17 protein-coding genes and 1 tRNA gene are annotated in these 25,297 nt (G+C 68.1%); 11 read left to right on the top strand and 7 right to left on the bottom strand.

The features are described from left to right. Window positions 1-18 precede the first annotated feature (18 nt). Both ASE67_RS14155 and ASE67_RS14150 read right to left on the bottom strand, forming a co-directional pair. Entirely contained in the window at window positions 19-468 is a 450-nt protein-coding gene (locus ASE67_RS14155; RefSeq protein WP_156348621.1) for a hypothetical protein, read from the bottom strand. A gap of 132 nt (window positions 469-600) precedes the next feature. Then, window positions 601-676 (bottom strand) — tRNA-Thr (locus ASE67_RS14150). A gap of 160 nt (window positions 677-836) precedes the next feature. Here ASE67_RS14150 and ASE67_RS14145 point away from each other — a divergent pair. Next, entirely contained in the window at window positions 837-1,973 is a 1,137-nt protein-coding gene (locus tag ASE67_RS14145) for a PAS domain-containing protein (RefSeq protein ID WP_055762637.1), read from the top strand. Window positions 1,974-2,074: 101 nt separating this feature from the next. Next, the gene (locus ASE67_RS14140; RefSeq protein WP_055762634.1) at window positions 2,075-6,688 is read left to right on the top strand and encodes an NAD-glutamate dehydrogenase domain-containing protein; all 4,614 of its coding nucleotides are present in this window, start codon (window positions 2,075-2,077) and stop codon (window positions 6,686-6,688) included. A 68-nt stretch (window positions 6,689-6,756) separates the two neighbouring features. Here ASE67_RS14140 and ASE67_RS14135 read toward each other — a convergent pair whose 3' ends face one another. Continuing rightward, on the bottom strand, window positions 6,757-8,355 hold the full coding sequence (locus ASE67_RS14135) for an alpha-L-fucosidase (protein ID WP_055762631.1): 1,599 nt from the start codon (window positions 8,353-8,355) through the stop codon (window positions 6,757-6,759). Between the two features lie 156 nt (window positions 8,356-8,511). On the opposite strand from ASE67_RS14135, the gene ASE67_RS14130 reads away from it, so the two are divergent. The 4 genes from ASE67_RS14130 to ASE67_RS14115 all read left to right on the top strand — a co-directional run bounded on the left by ASE67_RS14130 (window position 8,512) and on the right by ASE67_RS14115 (window position 14,637). Beyond that, window positions 8,512-10,146, top strand: a complete 1,635-nt coding sequence (locus ASE67_RS14130; protein ID WP_235511918.1) for a DUF5597 domain-containing protein — start codon at window positions 8,512-8,514, stop codon at window positions 10,144-10,146. After that, the gene (locus ASE67_RS14125; RefSeq protein WP_055762628.1) at window positions 10,146-12,998 is read left to right on the top strand and encodes a glycoside hydrolase family 31 protein; all 2,853 of its coding nucleotides are present in this window, start codon (window positions 10,146-10,148) and stop codon (window positions 12,996-12,998) included. The genes ASE67_RS14130 and ASE67_RS14125 overlap by 1 nt, the downstream gene beginning before the upstream one ends. Before the next feature lie 120 nt (window positions 12,999-13,118). Beyond that, complete coding sequence (locus ASE67_RS14120) at window positions 13,119-14,171, top strand: aldose epimerase family protein (protein ID WP_055762626.1); 1,053 nt, start codon at window positions 13,119-13,121, stop codon at window positions 14,169-14,171. Window positions 14,172-14,253: 82 nt separating this feature from the next. Further along, window positions 14,254-14,637: a hypothetical protein gene (locus ASE67_RS14115; protein ID WP_055762623.1), complete on the top strand. Its 384-nt coding sequence runs from the start codon at window positions 14,254-14,256 to the stop codon at window positions 14,635-14,637. A 240-nt stretch (window positions 14,638-14,877) separates the two neighbouring features. Here ASE67_RS14115 and ASE67_RS14110 read toward each other — a convergent pair whose 3' ends face one another. After that, entirely contained in the window at window positions 14,878-15,792 is a 915-nt protein-coding gene (locus tag ASE67_RS14110; protein ID WP_235511917.1) for a TraB/GumN family protein, read from the bottom strand. 169 nt (window positions 15,793-15,961) lie between these two features. On the opposite strand from ASE67_RS14110, the gene ASE67_RS14105 reads away from it, so the two are divergent. After that, complete coding sequence (locus ASE67_RS14105) at window positions 15,962-19,108, top strand: helicase-related protein (RefSeq protein WP_082457142.1); 3,147 nt, start codon at window positions 15,962-15,964, stop codon at window positions 19,106-19,108. 41 nt (window positions 19,109-19,149) lie between these two features. Then, window positions 19,150-19,914 carry an SDR family oxidoreductase gene (locus tag ASE67_RS14100; protein ID WP_055762617.1) on the top strand — a complete coding sequence of 255 codons (765 nt, stop codon included), beginning with the start codon at window positions 19,150-19,152 and terminating at the stop codon, window positions 19,912-19,914. Window positions 19,915-20,060: 146 nt separating this feature from the next. Here ASE67_RS14100 and ASE67_RS14095 read toward each other — a convergent pair whose 3' ends face one another. Next, window positions 20,061-20,348: a 4a-hydroxytetrahydrobiopterin dehydratase gene (locus tag ASE67_RS14095; RefSeq protein ID WP_055762614.1), complete on the bottom strand. Its 288-nt coding sequence runs from the start codon at window positions 20,346-20,348 to the stop codon at window positions 20,061-20,063. A gap of 45 nt (window positions 20,349-20,393) precedes the next feature. Here ASE67_RS14095 and ASE67_RS14090 point away from each other — a divergent pair, with 45 nt between their 5' ends. Genes ASE67_RS14090 through ASE67_RS14080 form a run of 3 tightly spaced genes read left to right on the top strand, consistent with a single transcriptional unit; the run spans window position 20,394 to window position 21,981 of the window. Further along, on the top strand, window positions 20,394-20,789 hold the full coding sequence (locus ASE67_RS14090; protein ID WP_055762611.1) for a metallopeptidase family protein: 396 nt from the start codon (window positions 20,394-20,396) through the stop codon (window positions 20,787-20,789). Continuing rightward, entirely contained in the window at window positions 20,786-21,349 is a 564-nt protein-coding gene (ccmA, locus tag ASE67_RS14085) for a heme ABC exporter ATP-binding protein CcmA (RefSeq protein WP_055762608.1), read from the top strand. The genes ASE67_RS14090 and ccmA overlap by 4 nt, the downstream gene beginning before the upstream one ends. After that, window positions 21,346-21,981 carry a heme exporter protein CcmB gene (locus ASE67_RS14080; protein WP_055762606.1) on the top strand — a complete coding sequence of 212 codons (636 nt, stop codon included), beginning with the start codon at window positions 21,346-21,348 and terminating at the stop codon, window positions 21,979-21,981. The genes ccmA and ASE67_RS14080 overlap by 4 nt, the downstream gene beginning before the upstream one ends. A 19-nt stretch (window positions 21,982-22,000) precedes the next feature. On the opposite strand, the gene ASE67_RS14075 is transcribed toward ASE67_RS14080, so the two are convergent. Together ASE67_RS14075 and ASE67_RS14070 are read right to left on the bottom strand one after the other, a co-directional pair. Continuing rightward, window positions 22,001-23,389 carry a DUF1501 domain-containing protein gene (locus ASE67_RS14075; RefSeq protein ID WP_055762603.1) on the bottom strand — a complete coding sequence of 463 codons (1,389 nt, stop codon included), beginning with the start codon at window positions 23,387-23,389 and terminating at the stop codon, window positions 22,001-22,003. Then, complete coding sequence (locus tag ASE67_RS14070) at window positions 23,386-25,161, bottom strand: DUF1800 domain-containing protein (RefSeq protein WP_235511916.1); 1,776 nt, start codon at window positions 25,159-25,161, stop codon at window positions 23,386-23,388. The genes ASE67_RS14075 and ASE67_RS14070 overlap by 4 nt, the downstream gene beginning before the upstream one ends. Window positions 25,162-25,297: the final 136 nt, after the last annotated feature.

Below are 25,297 nucleotides of genomic sequence, written 5' to 3'. Positions count from 1 at the left end.
CCTCGGCCGGCGCGTCCCCTACGTGCGGCCAACGGGGCGAATGCGGGCCGGGGCGTGCTTGCAGACGCACAGGGTCACGGCGGGAAAGCGACCGATCCGATCCGTCCCGCACCGGACATAGCCGTCCTGCACCAGCCGCTGTTCCGCCCAGGCCTGCAACGCCCATGATCCGACAAGGGCGGCTGGCACGGCAATGATCGCAGCGATCGCGATCCCGTTGCCGATCCGGTGCAGTGCGCGGCCCTCCTGAAACACAGCGATCGCCCCCCACGCCGTCAACGCCACGAAAACGGGCATCAGCACGAGCATGCCGACATCGCCGCCCGAAACGCGAATTTCCGCAGTGCCACGCTGCCAAGCGGCCAGCGACGTGCGAATCGAACTCGTCAGCAACCAGCCGCACAGCAGCGAAAGCGTCAGGCCAATCCCTGCCATGACAATAGCAGCGCGGCGCCTTTCGCCGGTCATGGCAGTGCCTTGTCCCTGTGCAGCAAGCGTCTGCCTCTTACTCTCAATCGCGCCAAGCTACCCTTGTCGCTGCCGATCGTACCAAGCCTGAATTTTGGGAAATCTCCCAGCGTCTAAGAGGCTTGGGAGAGATGGTGCCGCTTACAGGACTCGAACCTGTGACCCCCGCATTACGAATGCGATGCTCTACCAACTGAGCTAAAGCGGCCCGGGACGGCGTGCCGTCTGGAGGCGCGCGCTTACCAATCCGGGCGGCTGGTGGCAAGCGGATTTGCGTTCGTTGCCGTTCGTTGGCGGTTTTACCGGAAGTTTACCCTGGCGGGTCCACAACCCGACCCCATCGGGCAGACCGCCCCTGGGGACGGATTATGGACATCGTGCGCGGATCGAACGAGCAGCCGGGTGGCGGCGACGACGATCGCGAAGGCGTTGGTGGCGACATGATGGTCGTGGGAACCGACGAGCGGCGGATGCATGTCCGCGCCTATAATCACTGGGTGTCGCTGCTGGCCGGGCGCCCCTGTCCGTTGATCGACGCGCTGGACCCGGCGGGAATCGCCGATTTCGGGCCGAACAGCGTGCTGCTGGATTTCACCGATGGCCATGACGATGGCGTGATCCGCTTCCTGGGCCATGCGCTGCGCGAGGAAAGCGGGACTGATTCGTCGATCGTTCGGCTGAGCCAGGTGCCGCCGCGGTCGCTGCTGTCCCGCCTGACCGATCATTATATGCAGATCATCGCCAACCGTGCGCCGATCGGGTTCGAGGCGGAATTCGTCGGCCACCGCGGATTCCCGATGCTCTATCGCGGCATCCTGATGCCGTTCTCGTCGGACGGCGATGCGATCGATTATCTGTACGGCGTCATCAACTGGAAGGAAGTGGTCGACACCGCCACCCAGTCGCAGCTGGCCGCCGAGTTGGCCGAATCGCGTCGTGCCGCGCCCCGCCGGGCGATGCCGGCGGCGGCATGGGCCGATGGTCCGAGCGCGGCGCTGGCCGCGCCGGCCGTCGCACCGTCGCTGACCGAACGGCTGGTCGAGGTCCGGCGGCAGGTCGAGGCGGCGCGTCGCGCGGGGGATGACACCGCACCGTCGATGCAAGCCGCGCTGGCTGGCGCCTATGATTTCCTGCTGGCGACCGAGCGTGAGCCGGCGGGCTATGCCGCGATGCTGGTCGGGGCGGGCCTGACCGTCGATCCACGTGCGCCGGTCGAGGCGCTGGTCCGGCTGGTCTTTGGCGAGGGGCAGGATGACCATGCCCGTCTGCTGGCGCGCGCCCACCGCGCCGGGGTGGGCGAGGGCGAGCTGTCCGACTGGATCGAACGTACCGCCGGGCGGCCGGCGGCGGCGACCCCGCCGATCGTCGTGCCGGTGGCGCCGGGCGACGCCGGCTATGTCCTGCTGCTCGCGCGTGCGGTCGATGCCGGGTCGGTCGAGATACTGGGCCGGGTCGATGCCGATGACGATCTGATCACCGCCGCGCGGGATCAGCTGGGGCTCTGAACGGTCGGCCGTTTCTCGTAATATAATTACCGCACTGCGACATTTTGTTCGCAACTGCCACAAGGGTTGAGCCTGTCGGCGAGGCAGCGCATAGCCCGCGCATGACACCGCAAAGCAAGCTCGCCCGCCCTCTGGAAACGCTGCTGGTCGACAGCGCCCTTCCCGGCGAAATCGAAGGTCTGGACGCCGCGGGGCGTGCCGATGCCGCGCAGTTCGTGGCGGCAACCGCCGCGCACCGTTCGCCCGGTACGGTCAGCGTCGCGCTGGAGACGCTGAACCGGGGCGAGCAGCGGCGGATGCGGCTGGCGGTCATCAACGACGACATGCCGTTCCTGGTCGATTCGATCGGCAGCACGATCGTCGCCCACGACATCGCGATCGACCGCATCCTGCACCCGGTGATCGCGGTCACCCGCGATCCGGCCGGCACGCTGACCGGCCTTGCCGGCGAAGGCCGCCGCGAATCGATGGTCTATATCGAGATGGAGCGGGCCGATGCGCGCGTCCGGCACGCACTGGTCGCCGAGATCGAGCGCAATCTAGAGCATGTGCGCGCCGCCGTCGCCGATTGGCGCGCGATGCAGGCGGCGATGCAGGCCGATGCCGCGCGGCTGACCGCGAGCGCCGATACCGCCGAGGATGCCGCGCTGCTCAACTGGTTCGTCGCCGGCAACCTGACGCAGCTGGCGCATGAACGCTGGTCGCGCGACGGCGTGGTCAGCGACCGGCTGGGCCTGTCGCGTGCGCGATTGGAAGTGCCGCTGTTGGCCGATGCGTCGCGCCAGCGCGCGATCGAGTGGTTCGATGCCGGCAATATCCAGCCGCTGCTGCTGAAGTCCAACTGCATCTCGACGGTGCATCGTCGCGCACCGGTCGACCTGGTGCTGGTTCCGATTCGCGATGGCGACACGGTGACTGGCGTGTCGATCCACGGCGGATTGTGGACCAGTGCGGCGTTGCAGGCCGATCCGGCCGATGTGCCGGTTCTCCGCCGCAATCTGGCTGCGCTGCGCACGAAGTTCGGGTTCGATCCGTCGGGCCATGCCGGCAAGGCGCTGAACCACGCGATTTCGACGCTGCCCCACGACCTGACCACCGCGTTCAATCCTGAGTCGCTGGAGCAGCTTGCGCTGACCGCCATGTCGGTCGCCGACCGTCCGCGCTCGCGGCTGGTCCTGATCAAGTCGGCGCTCGGCCGGCACCTGTTTGCGTTCGTGTGGCTGGGCCGTGACGATGTAACGACGCAGCGGCGGCTGTCGATCGGTGACATGCTGGCGCAGGCGGCGAATGCGTCGATCCTGAACTGGTCGATCGCGATGGAAGATGGCGAGGCGGCGCTGATCCGCTACGTCCTCGACCTGCGCCAGGACGGGCGGATGCCCGACGCCGCCGATCTCGACCGGCGCATCGAACGCATGGTGCGCGGCTGGCGCCCGGCGGTCGAGGGCGCCTTGAGCGAGCTGGTGCCCGAGGGGGCGACGCGGATGGCGCTGCGCTTTGCCAACGCGTTCCCCGCCAATTACCGCAATTCGAACCAGCCCGAGGAAGCCGCGCGCGACATCGTGCGCGTGGCGGCACTGACCGATGCCACGTCGCGGTCGGTGCGGATCGTGTCCGAAGGCGGCGACCGGATGCGGATCAAGGTCTATCGTCGCGGCGGCGCGCTGGCGCTGTCCGATGCGGTGCCGGTGTTCGAGCATTTCGGCTTCCGCGTGGTCGAGGAACTGCCGACCCGGCTGGAGGATGACGAAAAGAGCTTCATCCACGATTTCGAGGTCGCGGTTGCATCCGGCACCGCGCCGAAGTTCGATGTGGCCACCGTTGAGCGCGCGATCGAGGCGGTGCTGGAAAACCGGGCGGAAAACGATGCGTTCAACCGCCTGACCGTCGAGGCGGGGATCGCGCCCGCCGCCGTCGTGCTGCTGCGCGCGTGGTTCCGCTATCTGCGCCAGACGGGGGTGAGCTACAGCCTGGCGACCGTGGTCGATGCGCTGCGCCGCGCGCCGGGCGTCGCCACCGCGCTGATCGACCGGTTCAATGCCGCGCACGATCCGGCGCGCACCGACCGGGAGGCGGGGATCGCCGCCGCCGATGCCGCGATCGAAGCCGGCCTCGACGCGGTATCCGCGATCGACGACGATCGTATCCTGCGCAGCTATCGCGGCGTGGTCGCCGCCACGCTGCGCACCAACGCCTTTGCGCCCGCCGCGCAGGAAGCGCTGGCGTTCAAGATGGACAGCGCAAAGGTGCCGGGGCTGCCCAAGCCGCTGCCGTGGCGCGAGGTGTTCGTCTACAGCCCCCGCGTGGAGGGCATCCACCTGCGCGCAGGACCAGTGGCGCGCGGCGGCCTGCGTTGGTCCGACCGGCGCGACGATTTCCGCACCGAAATCCTGGGGCTGATGAAGGCGCAGCGCGTCAAGAACGCCGTCATCGTTCCGACCGGCGCGAAGGGCGGCTTCTACCCGAAGCAGCTGCCGTCGCCGTCGAACCGCGACGCGTGGATTGCGGAAGGGACCGAGAGCTACCGCATCTTCATCCGGTCGCTGCTGTCGATCACCGACAATATCGTCGAGGGCAAGGTCGTCCATCCCGCCGGCGTCGTGATCCATGACGGCGAAGACCCCTATTTCGTGGTCGCCGCCGACAAGGGCACCGCGACGTTCAGCGACGTCGCCAATGCGCTGGCGCTGGAGCGCAAGTTCTGGCTGGGCGATGCGTTCGCCTCCGGCGGCAGCGTCGGCTACGACCACAAGGCGATGGGCATCACCGCCAAGGGCGCGTGGATTTCGGTGCAGCGCCATTTCCTCGAACTGGGCGTCGATGTGCAGACCCAGCCGATCGACGTGGTCGGGTGCGGCGACATGTCGGGCGACGTGTTCGGCAACGGGATGTTGTTGTCGAAGGCAATCCGACTGAAGGCGGCGTTTGACCATCGCCACATCTTCCTCGACCCCGCGCCCGATGCGGCGGCGAGCTGGACCGAGCGCGACCGGCTGTTCCAGCTGCCGCGCTCCAGCTGGGCCGATTACGACCCGACGCTGATTTCGGACGGCGGCGGCGTGTTCCCGCGCACCGCCAAGACGATCCCCTTGAGCGAACCGGTGCGGCAGATGCTGGGCGTGGCGGAGACGGAGATGGAGCCGACCGCGCTCATCTCCGCGATCCTGCGCGCGCCCGTCGACCTGATCTGGTTCGGCGGTATCGGCACCTATGTAAAGGATCGCAGCGAAAGCCATCTCGACGTCGGCGATCCGGCCAACGACCGTATCCGGGTGGACGCCCAAACGCTGCGCGCGAAAGCGATCGGCGAGGGCGCGAACCTGGGCGTGACGCAGGCCGCACGCATCGCGTTCAGTGCGCAGGGCGGGCGGATCAACACCGACTTCATCGACAATTCGGCGGGCGTCGATTGTTCGGATAACGAAGTGAACATCAAGATCGCGCTGAACCGCGAGGTGATCGAGGGGCGGCTGGCGATCGACGATCGCAACGCGCTGCTGGCGCGGATGACCGATGACGTCGCGCATCTGGTGCTGGAGGATAACCGGCTCCAGACGCTGGCGCTGTCGGTGATGGAGAATGACGGCCCCGTAGCGGTGCCGAGCTATGTCCGCGTGATCGAGATGCTGGAAGCCGCCGGCAAGCTCGACCGCGTGGTCGAGGGGTTGAGCGCCAACGATGACTATGTGCGCCGCGCACAGGACGGGCGCGGGCTGACCCGGCCCGAACTGGCGGTGCTGCTGGCCAGCGTGAAGCTGGCGTTGCAGGAGGCGATCGAACACGCTCCGCTCGCGAACGATCCCGACATGGCGGGCGACCTGCTGGCGGCCTTCCCGAAGGAGATGCAGGAGACGCAGAAGCAGGCGATCCTCGACCACCGGCTGCGCGGCGAAATCGTCGCGACGAAGCTCGCCAACCGCATCGTCAACCGGCTGGGCGTGCTGCACGTCTTCGAACTGGCGGAGGAAGAGGGCGAGGCGCTGGCCGATATCGCGGCGATGTTCGTCGCGGCCGAACGGCTGTTCGACATCGACGCGCTCTACGACCGGATCGAGGGCGCTGACATTTCGGAACGCGCGCGCATAGCGTTGCTCGACGAAGTGGCGGTGGGCGTGCGTTCGCAGATCGCCGACCTGCTGCGCGCCTTCCCGGCCGGCACCACCCCGGCGAATGCCGTCGCGCATCTGCAAAAGGGGGTCGCGAGCCTTGCCGGGCAGACCAGCTCGCTGCTCCGCGCCGAAGCCGCACAGCAGCGCGACCGGATCGCGGGCATCCTGCAGGATGCCGGCGCGCCGCAGGATCTGGCGGGGCAGGTCGTGCGCCTGTTCGAGATGGACGGGGCGGTCGGCCTCGCCGATCTGGGCCGTCGCCTGAAGCTCGATGAAACCAAGCTCACGCTCGCCTTCACCCATCTCGGCTTCGCGCTGGGGCTGGACTGGGCGCAGGCGGTGGCGGCGCGTATTCAGACCGGTGACCCGTGGGAGCGGCTGCTGATCGCTGGCCTTGCCCGCGATTTCCAGCAGCTGCGCTTCGAATTCCTCAACCGCAATGCCGGCAAGGACCCGCAGGCGGCGGTGGAGAAATGGCTGGAGGCCAATCGCGACCGCGTGGCGCAGTTCGCGGCGCTGGTCCACCGCGCCCGGCAGGCCCCGGTGGCGAGCGCGGCAATGCTGGCGCAGATCGCCGGACAGGCGCGGGTGTTGCTGGCGCGGTAAGGATCGGCGCGCCCCGTCGTATCCCCGCGCAGGCGGGGATACGGTCCACGAAGGGGCAGGGGCAGGCGTTACACCAGCCCCGGCCCCTCCAGCCGCACCACCGGCAGCATCGCGCCGGCCGGCGCAGGCGGCAGGGTCAGCGTCAGCCCCGCCGCCGTCCGCTGCATCTTCACGGTCCCCCCGCCGAGCAGCGTCGCCCGCTCGATCCGGCCGCCCGCCCGGTCGCCCAGCGCCTCGATCGTTACCGGGGCATCGGGCCATCCGAGGAAGATCGCGTTCAGCGCGCCGTCGCCGGTCGTAAAGCGCACGTCGCGCGCGCCCAATTTGTCGACCTGCGCTTCGTTGAACATGCCGCCGGCAAGGTCGGTCGGCCCTTCGCCGAACATCCGCCACGGCCGGGTGCCATAGATCGCCGATCCGTTGACGCGCAGCCATGCGCCGATCTGGTCGACGATGCGCTCTTCCTCGCTGTCGATCGATCCGTCGCCGCGCACCGGCACCGACAGCAGCAGATTGCCGTTCTTCGACACCGTGTCGGCCAGCCGCTGCAACACGGCGCGGGCGGGGACATAGTCGCGGTCGTTGAAGCGGCGGCGGTTGTAATGCCATTCGCCGATGCAGGTGCAGGTCTGCCACGGCTCGCTGCGCAGCCGGTCGGAAAAGCCGCGTTCGATATCCTCGACCAGCGCCTCTCGCTGGAACGCGGTCAGCTGCTTGGCGGTCAGCACGACATCGGCGCGCCCGGTGCGCTGTGCGGCATGGTTGTAGAAATGGGCGATCGCCTCCAGCCCGACGGGTCCGAACGGCACGCCGAAATCGTCGAAATAGACGAGATCGGGGTTGTAGCGCTCGACCAGCGTTTTCTGGCGCGCCAGCCAGTTGGTCACGAAGCGCGGATTGGCGGCGGGCGCGAATTCCATCCACCGCCCGCTGGTCGCCCCGGCCCATGCGTCCATCTGCGCCCTGGTCGTGAAGCCGTCGGGCGCGGCCAGCGTCTCGCTGGTATAGAGGTCCTGCGGGTCCAGCCCGTCCCACCATTTGCCTGCGCCATCGGCCTTGGTCAGTCGGGCGGCGTCATAGCGCTGTCCGGCGCGCGGCCCTTCGGGATCATAGTTGTACGCGACCTGATACCAGTGCCACGCATGGCTTGAATGGTTGCTGACGCCAAAGCGCAGCCCCTCCGCCCGCGCCGCGTCGCGCCAGCCGGCAACGATATCGCGCTTCGGGCCGACGCGGGTGCTGTTCCAGGGATGCGGGCTGTCGAACAGGTCGAAGTTGTCGTGGTGGCACGCCATGCCGACGAAATAGCGCGCGCCCGCCGCCTTGTAGCGTTTGACCAAAGCCGCCGGGTCCCAGCGTTCGGCACGCCAGGTGCCGATGATGTCGAGGAAGCCGGTATCGGCGGGATGGCCGTATTTCTGGAGATGCAGATCGTACGGCCCGCGCCCCTGTTCGTACATCTGCCGCGCATACCAGTCGCCAGCCTCCGGCACGCATTGCGGCCCCCAATGCGCCCAGATGCCGAACTTCGCATCGCGGAACCATTCGGGTACGGCATAGCCATCGGCCAGCGAAGACCAGTTGGGGGCAAGCGGCGCGGCGCGGGCCGCGACCGGCCCGGCGGCGGCGAGGGCGGCGGTGCCGCGCAGGAATTGGCGTCGTTCCATGGACTATCCTCCCAGGCTGCGGCCGGTTGTTCCGGTTCGCATCGCGCCATGATAGCGCTATGAACCAATTGTATGACATACAAATCGCGCGTAAAGAGGGCGTGACAACGCTGTCGGCTCTGACGATCAACGACAGGACGAATCAGGAGAGACGATATGGCGGCGTGGCGCGGATGGGCGATGGCGGGGGCGGCGCTGGCGATGGTGGCCGGATCGGTCGCCGATGCCCGGCCGGGCGATGCGCCCGTGCTGGTGCGTAAAGATGGTCGCCACGCGCTGATGGTCGATGGCGCGCCGTTCCTGATGCTGGGCGTACAGGCCAATAATTCCAGCAACTATCCCGACATGCTGGCGCAGGTGTGGCCGATGGTCGAACGGCTGCACGCCAACACGCTGGAAATCCCGGTGGCGTGGGAACAGATCGAACCGGTCGAGGGGAAGTTCGACTTCAGCTATCTCGACGCGCTGTTGCCGCAGGCGCGCCAGCACGGCGTGAAGCTGGTGCTGCTGTGGTTCGGGACGTGGAAGAACACGTCGCCGGGCTATGTCCCCGCCTGGGTCAAGACCGACAACGCCCGCTTTCCCCGGATGCGGACCAGGGAGGGCAAGACGCATTACGCGCTGTCGCCGCATGGGCAGGCGACGTTCGAGGCGGACAAGAAGGCGTTCGTCGCGCTGATGCGCTACCTGAAAGGCCACGACCCTGACCATAGCGTCATCATGGTGCAGCCGGAGAACGAGACCGGCGTCTACCAGCAGGCGCGCGACTATTCGCCCGAGGCGAACCGCCTGTTCGCCGGCGACGTGCCGTCCGAACTGGCGAAGGCGACCGGCAAGCGCGGCAACTGGACGGCGGTCTATGGCGACAATGCCGAACCCGCGTTCAACGCCTGGTACACCGCGCGCTATATCGACGGACTCGCCGCGGCGGGGAAGGCGGTGTGGAAGCTGCCGATGTACGTCAACGCGGCGGTCGGCGGACCCTTCGCACCGCCGGGCAAGTCGGGCGGGGCGAGCGGCGGGCCCGACTGGCAGGTGATCGACGTGTGGAAGGCGGCGGCACCGAACATCGATGCGGTCGCGCCCGACCTCTATACCCGCAATGCCAAGGACTATCTGAAATTCCTCGAGCATTATGCGCGGCCGGATAATCCGCTGATGGTCCCCGAAACCGGTAACGCCGCCGATTTCGCCCGCTTCCTGTGGCCGACGATCGGGCGCGGCGGCATCGGCTGGGCACCGTTCGGCATGGATGCCACCGGGTACAACAACTACCCGCTGGGCGCGGTGACGCTGGACAATGCAACGCTGGAAGCGTTCGCGAGCAAATACCGGTTCCTTAAACCCATGGCGCGCGGCTGGGCGACGCTGGCGTTCCAGCATCCCGGCTGGGGCACGGCCAAGGGCGCGCCGGACGCGGAGCAGGCAAAGGTCATGGGCCGGTGGCGCGTGTCGGCCAAATATGGCGAATGGCAGTTCGGGTCGATGGATTCGCCGTGGCTGAAGGCCGAACCGCCCGCCGCTGCCGCGCAGCCGGTCGGCGGGGCCGCCGTCCTGCAACTGGCGCCCGACCAGTTCCTCGTCACCGGCACCGATGTCCGCGTATCGTTCGACGTCGCCGACAAGGCGAAGGGCGATACCGCGATGCTCATCAAGGTCGAGGAAGGCACCCTCGACGATGACGGCAGCTTCCGCGCGCGCCGGGTGATGAACGGCGACCAGACCGATTATGGATTGAACTTTACCGCGCAGCCGATGCTGCTGCGCGTGACGATGGGAACGTATCGCTGATGAAGACGCTTCGCTGGACGCTGTTGTCGCTGGCCCTCTCGGCCTCGTTCCCGGCGCTTGCCGCCGATGTGGCGAAGGTGCCGGGCGGCGTGGTCGTCACCCCCGATGCGGGTCCTGCCAAGCGGGTGCGGGTGCTGGTGTACGGCCCCGACCGCTTCCGCGTGACGGCGGTGCCCGACGCACAGCTCGACACGCCCGACAGCCTGATGGTGACCGCGAAGCCGGCGGGCGACTTCACCGTCAGCCAGACCCGCAACGCCGTGATGGTAAAGACGGCGGGCGGATCGGCCGAGATCGACCTCGATGACGGGCAGGTGCGCTTCCGTGACGCGGCCGGCAAGCTGACGCTGGAGGAAGCATCGCGCGCCGGTTTCACCCCCGTCACCGCCGGTGGCGAGAAATTCGTGGCCGTCCGCCAGCAGTTCAATCGCGGCACCGACGAAGGCTTCTATGGCCTCGGCCAGCACCAGAACCGGCAGATGAACTATAATGGCGAGGACGTCGAACTCGCCCAGCACAATATGGACATCGGCATCCCCTTCGTCGTGTCGACGAAGAATTACGGCGTGCTGTGGGACAACAACGGCATCACCCGCTTCGGCAATCCGCAGGCGTACCGGCTGGTCGGCGACGGCATGAAGGTGATGTCGGGCGGCAAGCCCGGCTGGCAGGCGCAATATTATCTGGGCGACAAGCTGGCGGTGACGCGCACCGAACCCACGATCAACTATCAGTTCATCAAGGACCAGGCGAACTGGCCGGCAGCGGCCAAGGCGCAGACGGTCGCGGCAACCACCGGGCAGAACACCGCCGGCAATGCGGTGCAGACGCAGAAGGTCGTGTGGACCGGCACCGTCATGCCGACGGCAACCGGCGTCCAGAAATTCCGCCTCTATTCGTCGAGCTATGTGAAGGTGTTCGTCGACGGCAAGGAGGTGCTGAACCGCTGGCGGCAGAACTGGAACCCGTGGTTCCACAATTTCGACCTGCCGATGACCGCCGGCAAGGCCGCCGAGGTCCGGATCGAATGGGAGCCGAACGCTGGCTATATCGCGCTCTACCAGAACGATCCGTTGCCGGAGGCCGACCGCCATTCGCTTTGGTGGTCGTCGGACGTCGCCCATGCGCTCGATTATTACTATGTCGGGGGCAAGAATATGGACGGCGTGATCGCCGGCTATCGCGCGCTGACCGGCAAGGCGGCGCTGATGCCGCGCTGGGCCTATGGCTTCTGGCAGAGCCGCCAGCGCTACAACACCCAGGACGAACTGCTGGGCGTGGTGCGCGAATATCGCAAGCGCGGCCTGCCGATCGACAATATCGTGCAGGACTGGTTCTACTGGCCCGAAGACCAGTGGGGCTGCCACTGCTTCGACCCGAAACGCTTCCCCAAGCCGCAGCAGATGGTCGACGAACTGCACGCGTCCGACGCGCGGATCATGATTTCGGTGTGGCCGAAATTCTATCCCAACACCAAGAACGCGCAGGAACTGGCCGCCAAGGGCTATCTGTATCAGGGCAACCTGATCGCCAAGGAACGCGATTGGGTAGGCAAGGGCTATCTCAATACCGATTACGATCCCTATGCCCCCGAAGCACGCGCGATCTATTTCCGGCAGATGAAGGAGGCGTTGGTCGACAAGGGCTTCGACGCATGGTGGATGGACGCGACCGAGCCGGACATCCATTCGAACCTGTCGATCGAACAGCGCATGGACCGGATGGGTCCGACCGCACAGGGACCGGCGCAGGAATTCTTCAACAGCTATCCGCTGGTCCATGCCGAGGGCGTGGCCGACGGCCTGCGCGTGGCGAAGCCCGATGTGCGGCCGTTCATCCTGACCCGCTCGGGCTATGGCGGCATCCAGCGCGCCAGTGCCGCGCTCTGGTCGGGTGACGTCGCGTCGCGCTGGGACGATCTGCGCGATCAGATTTCGGCGGGCGTCAACCTGTCGATGTCGGGCATCCCCAACTGGACGCACGATATCGGCGGCTTCGCGGTCGAGGATCGCTACAGCAAGAAGGACCCGGCGCATCTGGCCGAATGGAAGGAACTGAACCTGCGCTGGTTCCAGTTCGGCGCGTTCAGCCCGCTGTTCCGCAGCCATGGCGAGACGCCGTTCCGCGAAATCTATGAACTCGGCGCCAGCGACCCGGCGCTGTACCAGGCGCTCGGCAACTATGATCGCCTGCGCTACCGGTTGCTGCCCTACATCCTGTCGCTGGCGGCCGAGAACTGGCACCGCGACGGCACGATGATGCGCGGGCTGGTCATGGACTTCGCCGCCGATCGCAAGACCTGGGGCATCGACGATCAGTATATGTTCGGGTCGGCGTTCCTGGTGGCACCCGTCACCCAGTTCGGCGCACGCAGCCGGCAGGTCTACCTGCCCGCCGGGGCCGACTGGTACGACTTCGCGACCGGCGCGTATCAGAAGGGCGGTCGGACGATCACCGCCGCCGCGCCGCTCGCCACCATGCCGCTCTATGTCCGTGCCGGATCGATCGTGCCGACCGGCGCGGCGGTGCAATCGACCGCCGAACAGCCCGACGGGCCGTATGTGCTGCACGTCTTCACCGGCAAGGACGGCGCCCACACGCTGTTCGAGGATGATGGCCTGTCGGAGGGATACCGCAAGGGCCAGTCGGCGCAGGTCCCGATGACGTGGAACGAGGCCACGAAGACGCTGACCATCGGTGCGCGACAGGGCAGCTTCCCCGGCATGGTCGGACAGCGCGCGATGTCGGTGCGGTTCCACACGCCCGGCACAGCGGTGGCGCCGGACTTTGCCGATAACAAGGCGACGACGTTCGTCTATGACGGGCGGGCGGTGACGGTTCCGCTGAAATAAGTCCGACCGTATCCCCGCGCAGGCGGGGATCCAGGGTTCCACGCGGACAGCTTGGTTGGCTTGGCTCTGGACCCCCGCCTGCGCGGGGGTACGGTAGCGGCGAAACGGCGGAGAAATTGCATGGCCAGCGCACAACAAATCCCCTTCGGCACGCTGGACGGTGCCCCTGCCGGGGCGATCGAGCTGACCGCAGGCGTGCTGTCCGCCCGCATCCTGCCGCTGGGCGCGACGCTCCAGTCGCTGTGCGTCCCCGACCGCGAGGGCACGGTGGCCGATATCGTGCTGGGGTTCGACGACGTGCAATCCTATCGCGACCGGCCGTCATGGTTCGGGGTGACGGTCGGCCGCTATGCCAACCGCATCGCGAACGGCCGGTTCACCCTCGACGGCACGACCTATACCCTCGAAACCAACAATGCCCCCAACCACCTGCACGGCGGATCGGACGGGTTCGACCAGCGGCTATGGGACGTGGCGGAGGTCGGGCAGGATGACGACGCGGCGTGGGTCCGCCTGACGCTGACCAGTCCCGACGGCGATGCCGGCTATCCCGGCACGCTGCACGCCAGCGCGACCTATACGCTGACGCCCGATGCGCTCACCATCGCCTATGCCGCGACCAGCGATGCGCCGACCGTCGTCAACCTGACCAACCACGCCTTTTTCGACCTGGGGGGACAGGGGGAGGCGATGCGCCACCTGCTGACGATCGAGGCCGACCAGTTCCTGCCGGTCGACGCCACCTCGATCCCGACCGGCGAACGCCGCGCAGTGGCGGGCACTCCGTTCGATTTCCGTGGACCCCGTGCGATCGGCGAGCGCGTGCGCGACGGGCGTGACGAACAGATCGCGATCGGCCGCGGCTATGATCACAACTTCATCCTGCGCGGCGAACCGGGCGTGTTGCGCCCGGCGGCGGTGCTGACCGATCCGGCGTCGGGGCGGGTGATGGCGCTGTCGGTCACCGCGCCCGGACTACAACTCTATGCCGGTAATTTCCTGAGCGGCGGGGAAGCGGGCAAGGGCGGGCGGCTGTACCGACAGGGCGATGCCGTCTGCCTCGAACCGCAGGCATGGCCCGACACGCCCAACCGCAACGATTTTCCCTCCGCGCGGCTCGATCCCGGTCGATGCTGGGAAAGCACGATGCGTTTCGTCTTCGACGTTACGTAACGAACGATTGCTATGCCGCGTGACGGTTGCGCGGCGCACAACCCGCCTTGACGAAATCGGTTGCATTTGCGAACGCCACCCTATGAAGCACCCCCTTCTCCTCGCCGCCACTGCCGCGGCCTTCGCCCTTTCGGCCTGCGGTCAGCAGCAGCCGGAACAGCTCGACACCCGCGCGCCCGATCCGCTGGCATCGCAGCTCGCCAACCGCGCGCCGGTCGAGCTGCCGCCGCCCGTCAAGGCGAGCGTGACGTTCCGCTGCAAGGACAACAGCCTCGTCTATATCGACTTCTTCGAAGGCGACACCCAGGCCAATTTCCGCGCGAAGCAGGATGCGGTGCCCGTCCGCCTGAAGGCCGCCGAAAAGGGCAAGCCGCTGACCGCCGAAGGCGGCTACAGCCTGACCGGCAGCCCCAAGAGCGTCACCCTGACCCAGCCGGGCAAGGGCGCGCAGACCTGCAACGCCTGATCCGATTGCCGGTGGCGACCACCTTCCGGGTCGCCATCGTTTGACAGACTGACGGCCGGCGGAGCGATCCGCCGGCCGTTTCTTTTTCGATCGAAATTCTTACGCGATCCGCTCGTCCTGAGTAGCCACTGAGCTTGTCGAAGGGGCGTATCGAAGGACCGCCACAGGCGCTTCGATACGGGTCTTCGACTTCGCTCAGCCCCTACTCAGCATGACCGGATTGTTTGGCGTTGTTCCTGCTCAATACTTCACCCGCGTCGCGCGCAGCTTGTAGCGCTTCAGCGCGTCCTGCACGCTGCCGCTGCCTGCCAGATGGCCCGCGCCGACCGCGACGAAGACCGTGCCCGGCCGCTTCATCCGCTCTTCGATCCACTTGGCCCACCGGGCATTGCGATCGGTCAGCAGCACGCGCTTGAGTTCGGGGGAGACGGTCATCTCCTCGTTCATCGTCGCTGCCAGTGCGTCCGGATCGCCGCGCCGCCACTGGTCGACCATCTTGTTGATCGCGTCACCGGCGGTCGGCAGTTCCTTGATCGTCTCGGTCAGGAAGGTGACCTGTGCCGCATCCGACAGCGAATCAAAGAATCCGAACTGCTGGTCGAGCGTTTCGAGGCCACTGACCGGCTTGCCCGCTTCCTTGGCCGCCTGCGAGATCGTCCGTTCCGCACCGCTTTCCGGGTCGTATCCCTGCTTCTGCAACGTCAGCAGCGTCAGCGTCGATGCCGCGAACCACGGGTCGAGCTGTTCCAGCGCGCCCGACGGCAGGCCGGCATCGGCCACCGCCTTGGCATAGAGCGGGCGTTCGGCGGCGGGCAGCTTTTCGCTGAGCTTCGGGCCGGTGACATTTACCGCCGACTTCATCACCGCCGCCTGCGCCTGTTCGGGCGTCGGCATCGGGATTTCCAGCACGACCTCGCCCGATTTGTCGAATGCGGTCTTCACCGCTTCGTCAAACCACGACAGGCCCGGTTTCAGGACGTGGATCGTCCCGAACAGATAGATGGTCGTGTCCTTGTCCTTGACCACCCACAGCGCCGGATCGGCCTCGCCCGCCGGCAGGTCCGCCACCGCCGGCTTGGGTGCGCTCTGGGCCCAGGCCGGGGCTGCGGTCATCAACGTGAATGCGGCGGCGAAACGCAGCAGGATCGAGGACATTATCGTCTCCATGGCGCCGGGCAGGCCCGGCAATCGCCCCGTCATAGCAGCGCGGCCGAATCCGCAACAGGCAATTTGCCGTTCATCGATAACCCCGGAACGTCCGCGCATCGCGCTTCGTTGATGGCATCCACACCCCTGTTTTCAGGGCCTTGCCGGGAATTCCGCGATGTCGAACGCCTCCGCCCCCGATCGATCCGAACCGGGGGCGGCGCGGATCGCTATCGGCCCACTTGCCGCGGCACTGGCGGGGGAGGTCGCGGCGGGATCAATCCTGTTCATAGCATCGGACGAACTGCGCGCGGCGGCGCTGGCCGATGTGCTTGCCGCCTTCGTGCCCGGAACGATGGTCGTCCATCTGCCTGCCAGCGACGCGCTGCCCGGCGACGATGCGCCGGCCTCGCCCGGCAATGCCGGCGCGCGGGTCGCGGCGCTCCGGCGGTTGCGGATCGCGCAGGGCGAGGGGCATCCGGTCGCGTGCATCACCACGCCCGAGGCGACGGCGCTGCGCATCGCCCCGCCGACCGACTTCGATGCCGCGCCACCGGTGCTGCGGATCGGCGACGCGATCGACCTGGCCGACTTTGCCGACCGCGCCGAAACGCTCGGCTATGTCCGCGACGACCGGGTGGACGAACCGGGCGAGGTCGCGGTGCGCGGCAGCGTGATCGACATCTTTCCCGCCGATGCCGGGCAACCGATCCGCGTCACTGTCGAGGACGATCGCATCGCATCGATCCGCAGCTATGATCCGGTGACCCAGCGCGGCGATGCCGACCTGTCCGACGTCACCATCGGTCGCGCGGCGGAGCCTGCGGTGGGGAAGGGCGCGATGCTCCTCGACCATCTGCCCGATGCGGCGGTGGCGATGGACGGCGATGCGCCGGCACGGCGTGCCCGCTTCCTTGATCTGGCGCAGGACGCGACCCGCCGCCGCCGGCGCGATGCGGCGGCGCTGGTCGATACCGCGACGTGGGACCGGATGCTGGCAAAGCGGCGGCAGCTGCCCCTTCCCGAAACGGCGGAGGAGCCGCCACGCTTCGTCACCGCCCGTGCTCCTGCCCGCGCCTTCGGCAAATTCGCGCGCGAGGTGCTGGCGGAGGGCCGGCTGGTGCTGGCCGGAAGTCCCCGCGACCTGCGGTTCCTGCGCAAGAAGCTGGCAAAGCTCGCCCGCACCGAACCGGTGACGATCGCGTCATGGGACGAGGCGCTGCGGGCACAACCCGGCACCGCGATGCTGCTCGCCGCGCCGCTCGACCGCGGGTTCGTGGGACAGGGCGTGACGGTGGTGACCGGCGGCGACCTGCTGGGCGGACGCGCGCGGGGCGATGAACTGGCAGCCGCCAGCACCAATCCGCTGTTCGCCGAGGCAGGCGAGCTGCGCATCGGCGACGTGATCGTGCACGAGGATTTCGGCATCGGCTGCATCGCCGGGCTGGAAGCCTTGCCGGGCCAGGCGGCGGGCGATGCGATCGTGCTGACCTATGCCAAGGGTGCGCGGCGGCTGGTGCCGGTGATGGAGGCCGACCGCATCTGGCGCTATGGCGCCGACGGCGATGCGGTGACGCTCGACGCGCTGGACGGGGCGAGCTGGCAGAAGCGGCGCGGCGCGATCGACGCGGCCATCGCCGAAAGCGCACGCGAACTGGCCGCGATCGCCGCGACCCGCGACCAGCAGCGCGTCGACCCGATCGAGGCCGATATCGCGGCCTATGAACGCTTCGCCGCCGGCTTTCCCTTCACCGAAACCCCCGATCAGGCACGCGCCATTACCGCCGTCCGCGCCGATCTGGCGGCGGGCAAGCCGATGGACCGGCTGGTGATCGGCGATGTCGGCTATGGCAAGACCGAGGTGGCGCTGCGTGCCGCCGCCATCGCCGCACTGTCCGGACGGCAGGTGGCGATCGCCGCGCCGACGACGGTACTGGTCCGCCAGCATGTCGAAACCTTCCGTCGCCGCTTCGACGGCACGGGGATCGAGGTCGCCGGCCTGTCGCGCCTGTCCGACGCGGCGGAGAAGAAGCGGGTGAAGGCCGGCCTTGCCGACGGGTCGATCGGCGTGGTCGTCGGGACACAGGCGGTGGCGGGCAAGGGCGTTGCCTATCACGACCTCGCGCTGGTCGTGATCGACGAGGAACAGCGCTTCGGCGCGAAGGACAAGGCGCGCCTGCGCGACCTTGCCGATCATGTGATGACGCTGTCCGCCACGCCGATCCCGCGCACGCTGCAAAGCGCGCTGATCGGGTTGCAGCAATTGTCGGTCCTCGCCACTCCGCCCGCACGGCGCCAGCCGATCCGCACCGCCGTCGCCGATTTCGACGAGGTGACGGTGCGCACTGCCCTGCTGCGCGAACGCACGCGCGGCGGGCAGAGCTTCGTCGTCGTGCCCCGGATCGAGGATATCGCGCCGCTGGAGGCGCGGCTGCGCAAGCTCGCCCCCGAACTCGACCTGGTCGTCGCGCACGGCAAGATGCCGGCGGCGGAGATCGATGCGGCGATGGTCGGCTTCGCGCACGGCGACGGCGACGTACTGCTGGCGACGAACATCATCGAAGCCGGGCTGGACGTGCCGCGCGCCAATACGATGATCGTCCACCATGCCGACCGCTTCGGCCTGTCGCAGCTGCACCAGCTGCGCGGGCGGGTCGGGCGCGGCGGGCGGCGCGGGCAGGTGCTGCTGCTGACCGATCCCGACCAGTCGATCGCCGAGGCGACGCTGAAGCGGCTGCGCACGCTGCAGGCGTTCGACCGGCTGGGCGCAGGGTTCGCGATCAGCGCCCGCGACCTCGACCTACGCGGCGCGGGCGATCTGGTGGGCGAGGCGCAGGCCGGACACATGAAGCTGATCGGCATCGACCTGTACCAGTATCTGCTCGGCCGTGCGCTGCGTGCCGAACGCGGCGAGGTGGTCGACCGGGTGGCGCCCGAACTGCATGTCGGCATCGCCGGCTGCCTGCCCGACCGCTGGATCCCTGAGGCGGAGGTGCGGCTGATGCTCTACGGCCGGTTGGCCCGGATCGAGGAAGAGGGCGCGCTAGATGCATTCGAGGAGGAACTGGAGGATCGATTCGGCGCGCTGCCCGACGAGGCACGGCTGCTGATCGAACTGGCGCGCGTCCGGCTGCTGGCGCGCGGCGCGGGCGTGGCGAAGGTCGACGCCGGCCCCGCCGCCATCGCGCTCACCCCGCAGCACCGTGGGGACGCGCCCAAGGGGCTGACCGAAAAGAAAGGCCGCTGGATCATGCCCACCCGGATCGACGATGCCGAGGAACGACTGGCCAAGGTTGGCGAAGTGCTGGAGGCGATGGCGGCGTAACGGCACTGGCGTCGCCGCCGATCCTGCCCGATGGTGCGGCCATGACGAAAGCGATCTTCATCACCGGCGGCGGGTCGGGCATCGGGCGCGCGGTGGCGCAATTGTTTGCGAGGCACGGCTGGCGCATCGGCCTCGCCGATGTGAACGCCGCCGGGCTGGCCGAGACGGCGGCGTTGCTGCCGGACGGTGCGGCGACGTTCGTGTTCGACGTGACCGACCGCGCGGGCTGGGACGCGCCGCTGGCGGCATTCGCCGCAGCCGGCGGGATCGACGTGCTGTTCAACAATGCCGGCATCGCGTCGGGCGGGATTTTTGCCGAAATGACTCCGGAAGCGATCGAGCGCACGATCGCGGTCAACCTGACCGGCGTGATCCATGGCGCGCACGCGGCGCATCGCTTTCTGAAGGCCAGTGGCGGGTGCCTGCTCAACACCGCATCGGCGGCGGGCCTTTACGGGACGGCGGGCGCGGCGGTCTATTCGGCGACCAAGTTCGGGGTGCGCGGCCTGACCGAGGCACTGGACGGCGAATGGGCGGCGGACGGGGTTCGCGTCCGGTCGCTGATGCCCGGCTTCATCGACACGCCGCTGCTCGACGCGTCGCTGGCCGGCACCAACTACAATGTCCGTCAGCAGGTCCGCGCTTCCGGGCTGGAGTTCACCCCTGTCGAGGTCGTGGCGCAGGCGGCATGGGACGCGGTGCACGGCGATGCGATCCATACGCCGGTCGGCCCAACGGCGAAGCGGATGCGCTTCGCCGCGCGCTGGATGCCGGGCAGGCTGCGGCAACAGATGCGGCGGCGGTAGGCGGCCCCAACCCTCTACCGTTCGTGCTGAGTAGGGGCTGAGCGAAGTCGAAGACCCGTATCGAAGCACCTTGTCACGAGCGGTCCTTCGATATGCCCCTTCGACAAGCTCAGTGGCTACTCAGGACGAACGGGGTCGCGCCGGATCTACTCCACCAGCGCGTCGATCGCCTGCGCCATGTCGATATCCCGGTCCGACAGCCCGCCCGCGTCATGCGTGGTGAGCAGGATGTCGACCCGGTTATAGACGTTCGACCATTCGGGATGATGGTCGGCCTTTTCCGCCAGCAACGCCACCTGCGTCATGAACGCGAACGCCTGGCTGAAATTGTCGAAGGTAAAGCTGCGGACGATCGCGTCGCGGCTGGCGTCGTGGTCCCAATCGGGCAGGCCGTCCAACGCATCGGCGCGCTCTGCCTGGCTCAGCGGTTCCATCGTCCCTCCCTTGTCTCCTGATGGCGATGGCCTATTGCTTGGGCCATGTCCGATCAAGCGCGAACCGCCCCCAGTGCGGAAGAGATGGAGCAGCTGGCGCGCGCGGCGCTGGCACGCATCCCCGAACCCTTTGCCGGGCACCTGTCGAACATCGTCCTGCTGGTCGAGGAGTTCGCCGACGACGACACCCTCGCCGCGATGGAAATGGAGCCGTACGAGCTGACCGGCCTGTATCATGGCAGCCCGGTGGGCGAGAAATCGGCGTTCGACGCGATGCAGCTGCCCGACCGCATCCACCTGTACCGGCAACCGCTGCTGGCCGAATGGTGCGAGACCGGGGTCGATCTGCGTGACCTGATCCGTCATGTCGTGGTGCATGAGGTCGGCCATCATTTCGGCCTGTCCGACGACGACATGCACGCGCTGGAAGACGCCGATTGATCCTGTCCTTTACGCGAGTGACGGGCGCGCGCGGGCGGCGGGTGCTGTTCCGCGACCTGTCGTTTGCGCTCGGGGCGGGCGAGGCATTGTGGGTGCAGGGGCCGAACGGCGTCGGTAAATCGACGCTGGTACGGATCGCCGCCGGGCTGTTGCCACCGGCCGGGGGCAGCGTCGCGCGCAACGGCGCGGTCGCGTTGCTGGCGGAGGCGGCGGCGCTGGACGCGGCGGTGCCGCTGGGCGCGGCGCTCGACTTCTGGGCCGGGCTGGATGGCGCGCGCGACCGGCTGGGCACGGCGCTGACCGCGATGGCGATCGAGCCGCTGGCCGATGTGCCGGTGCGGATGCTGTCGACCGGGCAGAAGCGCCGGGCGGCGATCGCCCGCGTGATCGTCAGCGGCGCGCCGCTCTGGTTGCTCGACGAACCGGCCAATGGACTGGATACCGCCTCGCTCGCCCGGCTGGAGGCGGCGATCGCCGCGCACCGCGGCGGTGGCGGGGCGGTGCTGGTCGCCAGCCATGTGGCCGTCGCGCTGCCGGGCGCACGGGTCGTCACGCTGTGATCGCGCTGATCGCCCGGGAGCTGCGCATCGCGTGGAGCGGCGGCGGGCTGTTGCTGCCCATCGCCTTCTTCCTGCTGGTCGCGACGCTGTTTCCCTTTGCGATCGGTCCCGATGCGGCGCTGCTGGCGCGGATCGGCGGCGGGGTGGCATGGGCGGCGGCGCTGCTGGCCGCGCTGCTGCCGCTCGACCGGCTGGTCGCGCCCGATATCGAAAGCGGCGTGATCGATCAGCTGGCGATACGCGGCTGGAGCGAGACGAGCGTCGCGGCGGCCAAGACCATCGGCCACTGGCTGGGCTTCGCGCCGGCGGTCATGGTCGCCGCCGCGCTGTCGGCGGCGTTGCTGGGCATGGACGGGGCGACGCTGCTGGCGCTGGAGATCGGCCTGCTGCTCGGCACGCCGGGGCTGGCGGCGCTGGGGGTGGCGACGGCGGCACTGACCGCCGGCCTGCGCGGCGGCGGGGCGGTCGCCGGCCTCGTCCTGCTGCCGCTCGCGCTGCCGCTGGTGATCTTCGGCGCGGGCGGGCTGGACGGCGGCGCGGGGGCGGTCAAGCTGCTGGCGGCGACCAGCCTGCTGCTGTGCGTCGGCGGGCCGGTGGTGGCCGGCACCGCGATGCGGATCGGGCGCTGCTGACGCGGGGGCGATCCGTGGCTTAGACGAATCCCTGCGACCAGGTGGATTTGTCGTAATTCCCGATATTGGGCAGCACGGTCGACAGGTCGCTGTCCGACACCCCGAACCAGCGCGCCATGGTCGATGCATATTGGTCGACCGCCATGGTCGGGATCAACCGGCCCTGGCCCACATCGTCGTTGGTGTTGCTGCCGATCGCCGGGGCCGCGCCATAGAACCGCTTGCCCTTCACCGCCCCGCCCATGGCGAAGTGCATCGATCCCCAGCCATGGTCGACGCCATTGCCGTTCGACGTCAGCGTCCGCCCGAAATCGGACCCGGTAAAGGTCGTGACCTTGTCCGCCACGCCCAGCGCGACCGTGGTGTCGTGGAACGCCCGCAATGCGGCGGCAAGCCGGGCCAGCACCACCGGCTGGCTCGACGCCAGATTGTCGTGCAGGTCGAACCCGCCCATCGCGACGAAGAAGACCTGCCGCTTGGTGCCCAGCTCGCCCGAAATCGCGATCATCCGCGCGACCATGCGCAGCTGGTCGGCCAGCGCATTGCCGCTGGGGAACAGGCCGAATTGCGATTCGGGCGCACCGGCCAGCAGGTTGGCGAGCTGTGCCTGGGTATCCATCGCCCGCTTGTTCACCCGCGCATATTCGGTCGCGAACATATGCGGGTTGGTTTCGGTCATCATCTGGCGCAGCGCGCTGGCGGCGGCGCTCGACCCGTAGAGCGAGGTCGCCCCGCGCAGCAGCGACACCGGCCCGCCGGTGCCGACATTATACTGGATCGCCTGCCGCCCGGTCAGGAAGACGGCGTTGCCCGATGCGTTGATGCAGGTCATCGTCGACGACCCGTTGCCCGCTTGGAACAGGTCGCCGATCCGCCCGCCCCACCCCGACACCGCACCTTCGGGGCTGGACGCCTGGAAGAAGCTCTGCTGGTCGTTATGCGAAAACAGCTTCGGGGGCAGGCGCACCGACTTGTTCAGATATTGCGCGCGCGTCGTCGGCTGGATCAGCGTACCGACGTTCAGCGCGACTGCCAGGCGCCCGGCATCGAACAACGGGTTGAGCGGGGCCATGGCGGGGGCCAGGGCATAGGCCCGCCCGCCCAGGTCCGCACCGGTCAGCGCCGTCGCCTGCAACGCGTCGCGCCCCAGCGCCAGCCCGCCACGCGCCGCGGCGTACAGAGCGTGCGAGGTCGGGTCATAGGGGACCAGCGTGTTGTAATGGTCGTTCCCGCCCTGCAGGAACACGCACACCAGCGCCTTGTAATCGCTCGCGGTCGCTGCCGCCGCCTCCCCGATCGCGCCCAGCGTCGTGGCGAGTGGTGCCGCGACACCCGCGACGCCCAGCGCGGCGGTACGTTGCAGGAAGGCGCGGCGCGAAACGTCGTGCAGGATCGTCGGAGCGGTCATTTCAGCACCAGATAATCGGGGGCGGCGAGGGTCAGCAGGATCGCGACCCCCGTGCGGTTCAGCGTGGCGTTGTTCGCGGTCAGCGGGATGCTGTCGACGGCGGCGCGGATCGTGGTCACGGTCGATGCGCGCAACTGCCCGGCGGCGAGGATCAGGTTCACTTCGTCGACCAGTTTCTGGCTGTCCGAGGCCAGCGCCATCATCGGCGCATAATCGGCCTTCACATCGCCGGTGCCGCCGCCGACCAGCGACTGCATGTAGTTCACATAGGCGATGTTGGTCTGTTCGCTGGCGACCTGGAATTCCGGCGCGGTCATCCCGGCCTGTGCCATCGCCGTGCCGGGCGGGGCATAGCCCGGCCGCATGAAGCCGAAGACGCTTGGCGAGCGGCCGATTGACTGGCCCAGCCGCAATGTCGTGCTGGTGGTGTCGCCGATCGCCCAGGCATCGCTGGGGGAGGTGACGCCGAACGCGCGTGCCCAGTTGGTCAGCCGCTGGACCGGATCGCGCAGCCGCCCGGCGGACGCACTGGCCAGCGCCGCCGCATCGTCGCGCGCCTCGGAATCGAGCAGAACGGCGCGGATCACCGCCTTCATATCGCCGCGCACCCCGCTGCCATTATTGGCGAAAACGGCTGCAACCCGCCCGACATAGCCGCGGCTTGGATTGGATGTCACCATCCGCTGAATCAACTGCCGCGACACGAACGGCGCGACGTTGGGATGGCGGAACAGGATGTCGAGCGCGGCATCGACCGCCGCCATTCCGCCACCCGACACGGTTGCGCCCAGCACCGTCGCCGCCCCCGTTTCGTTGGCGGTGACATAGACCTGCATCGGCGATCGCATCCGATCGGGCGTGGCATTGTCGAAATTGACGGTATTCAGCCCGGTGAACACGCGCGCCAGCTGGGACACGTCGTCCTGCGTATAGGTTTCCAGCGGTACGCCATTCGACATACGCACGCTGCCATCCTGCTCCAGCTGGTATACGCCCAGCGTGAACAGCTGCATCAGTTCGCGCGCGAAATTCTCGTCGGGCATCGAACCGTTCGACGGATTGGCCTTGCGACTGCCCGCCGAACTCAGGAACGACCCCATCGCCGGGCTGCGCGTGATCGCGCCCAGCAGGTCACGATAGTTGCCGAACGCATGGTCAAGCAGCAGGTCATGATACGCCGCCATCGAAAATGCGCGCCACGGCATGTTCAGGCCGCCGATCCCGACCACCAGGAAATCGAGCAGGGCCAGCGAAACCCGTTGGCGCAGCGGATCGCTGCCGGCGATCGCCTGTCGCCATACGCTGGCGTCGTAGCCGTTCTGGCCGTTGATATTGTTGTTGTTCGTGGCGTCGTTGAAACCCTTCGACACCAGCCAGTCCCAATGGCTCGGGTCGCGCGGGCGGGCGAACTGGGCATCGATCCAGCCGGCGATACCGGTGTTCAGGACGGCATCGATCGACGTGCGGTTGGCACCCATCGTCGCCTGCGCCAGGAAGCGGCTGGCACCTTGCGCGGTCAGTGCGGCGGCAGTCGGGCTGGGGCTGGGGCTGGGCGTGGGGGTCGGAACCGGGGCGGGGGTCGGAACGGTTACCAGCCCTGATCCGCTGCCGCCGCCGCCACCGCCCGAATCGCACGCCGCGAGCAGCAACGCCGCTGCCAGTGCGCCATGGGTCTCGGTCGGCCGCCACGTCCCGGTCGGCGTCGCCTGCGCCGCTGGATGCGGGTCTGCTACCGCATCATTGTCGTCGATGATCGATGGTCCGTCCAACATCGGCATTACCCCCACGCACCGCTACTCTGGTGGTTGGGCCGTTATGGACGGGAATGGTTAACGGAATGTATCGATTGGAGAAAACGCCCCACAACGTTCGGACGCTGCGGTAAGTTCCAGGCGATATCCGGAATTT

The organism is Sphingomonas sp. Leaf23, assembly GCF_001421585.1.
GTDB lineage: Bacteria > Pseudomonadota > Alphaproteobacteria > Sphingomonadales > Sphingomonadaceae > Sphingomonas.
The sequence above is the reverse complement of the archived record's forward strand: the minus strand, read 5'-3'. Positions and strand labels throughout refer to the sequence as shown.

Coding starts and splice junctions, on each gene's coding strand:
- ASE67_RS14075 (WP_055762603.1), bottom strand. CDS start 23,389: ATGACCGCTCCGACGATCCTGCACGACGTTTCGCGCCGCGCCTTCCTG.
- ASE67_RS14100 (WP_055762617.1), top strand. CDS start 19,150: ATGACGAAAGCGATCTTCATCACCGGCGGCGGGTCGGGCATCGGGCGC.
- ASE67_RS14135 (WP_055762631.1), bottom strand. CDS start 8,355: ATGGAACGACGCCAATTCCTGCGCGGCACCGCCGCCCTCGCCGCCGCC.
- ASE67_RS14155 (WP_156348621.1), bottom strand. CDS start 468: ATGACCGGCGAAAGGCGCCGCGCTGCTATTGTCATGGCAGGGATTGGC.
- ASE67_RS14130 (WP_235511918.1), top strand. CDS start 8,512: ATGGCGGCGTGGCGCGGATGGGCGATGGCGGGGGCGGCGCTGGCGATG.
- ASE67_RS14140 (WP_055762634.1), top strand. CDS start 2,075: ATGACACCGCAAAGCAAGCTCGCCCGCCCTCTGGAAACGCTGCTGGTC.
- ASE67_RS14145 (WP_055762637.1), top strand. CDS start 837: ATGGACATCGTGCGCGGATCGAACGAGCAGCCGGGTGGCGGCGACGAC.
- ASE67_RS14115 (WP_055762623.1), top strand. CDS start 14,254: ATGAAGCACCCCCTTCTCCTCGCCGCCACTGCCGCGGCCTTCGCCCTT.
- ASE67_RS14110 (WP_235511917.1), bottom strand. CDS start 15,792: ATGTCCTCGATCCTGCTGCGTTTCGCCGCCGCATTCACGTTGATGACC.
- ASE67_RS14105 (WP_082457142.1), top strand. CDS start 15,962: ATGTCGAACGCCTCCGCCCCCGATCGATCCGAACCGGGGGCGGCGCGG.
- ASE67_RS14090 (WP_055762611.1), top strand. CDS start 20,394: ATGTCCGATCAAGCGCGAACCGCCCCCAGTGCGGAAGAGATGGAGCAG.
- ASE67_RS14095 (WP_055762614.1), bottom strand. CDS start 20,348: ATGGAACCGCTGAGCCAGGCAGAGCGCGCCGATGCGTTGGACGGCCTG.
- ASE67_RS14120 (WP_055762626.1), top strand. CDS start 13,119: ATGGCCAGCGCACAACAAATCCCCTTCGGCACGCTGGACGGTGCCCCT.
- ASE67_RS14125 (WP_055762628.1), top strand. CDS start 10,146: ATGAAGACGCTTCGCTGGACGCTGTTGTCGCTGGCCCTCTCGGCCTCG.
- ASE67_RS14070 (WP_235511916.1), bottom strand. CDS start 25,161: ATGTTGGACGGACCATCGATCATCGACGACAATGATGCGGTAGCAGAC.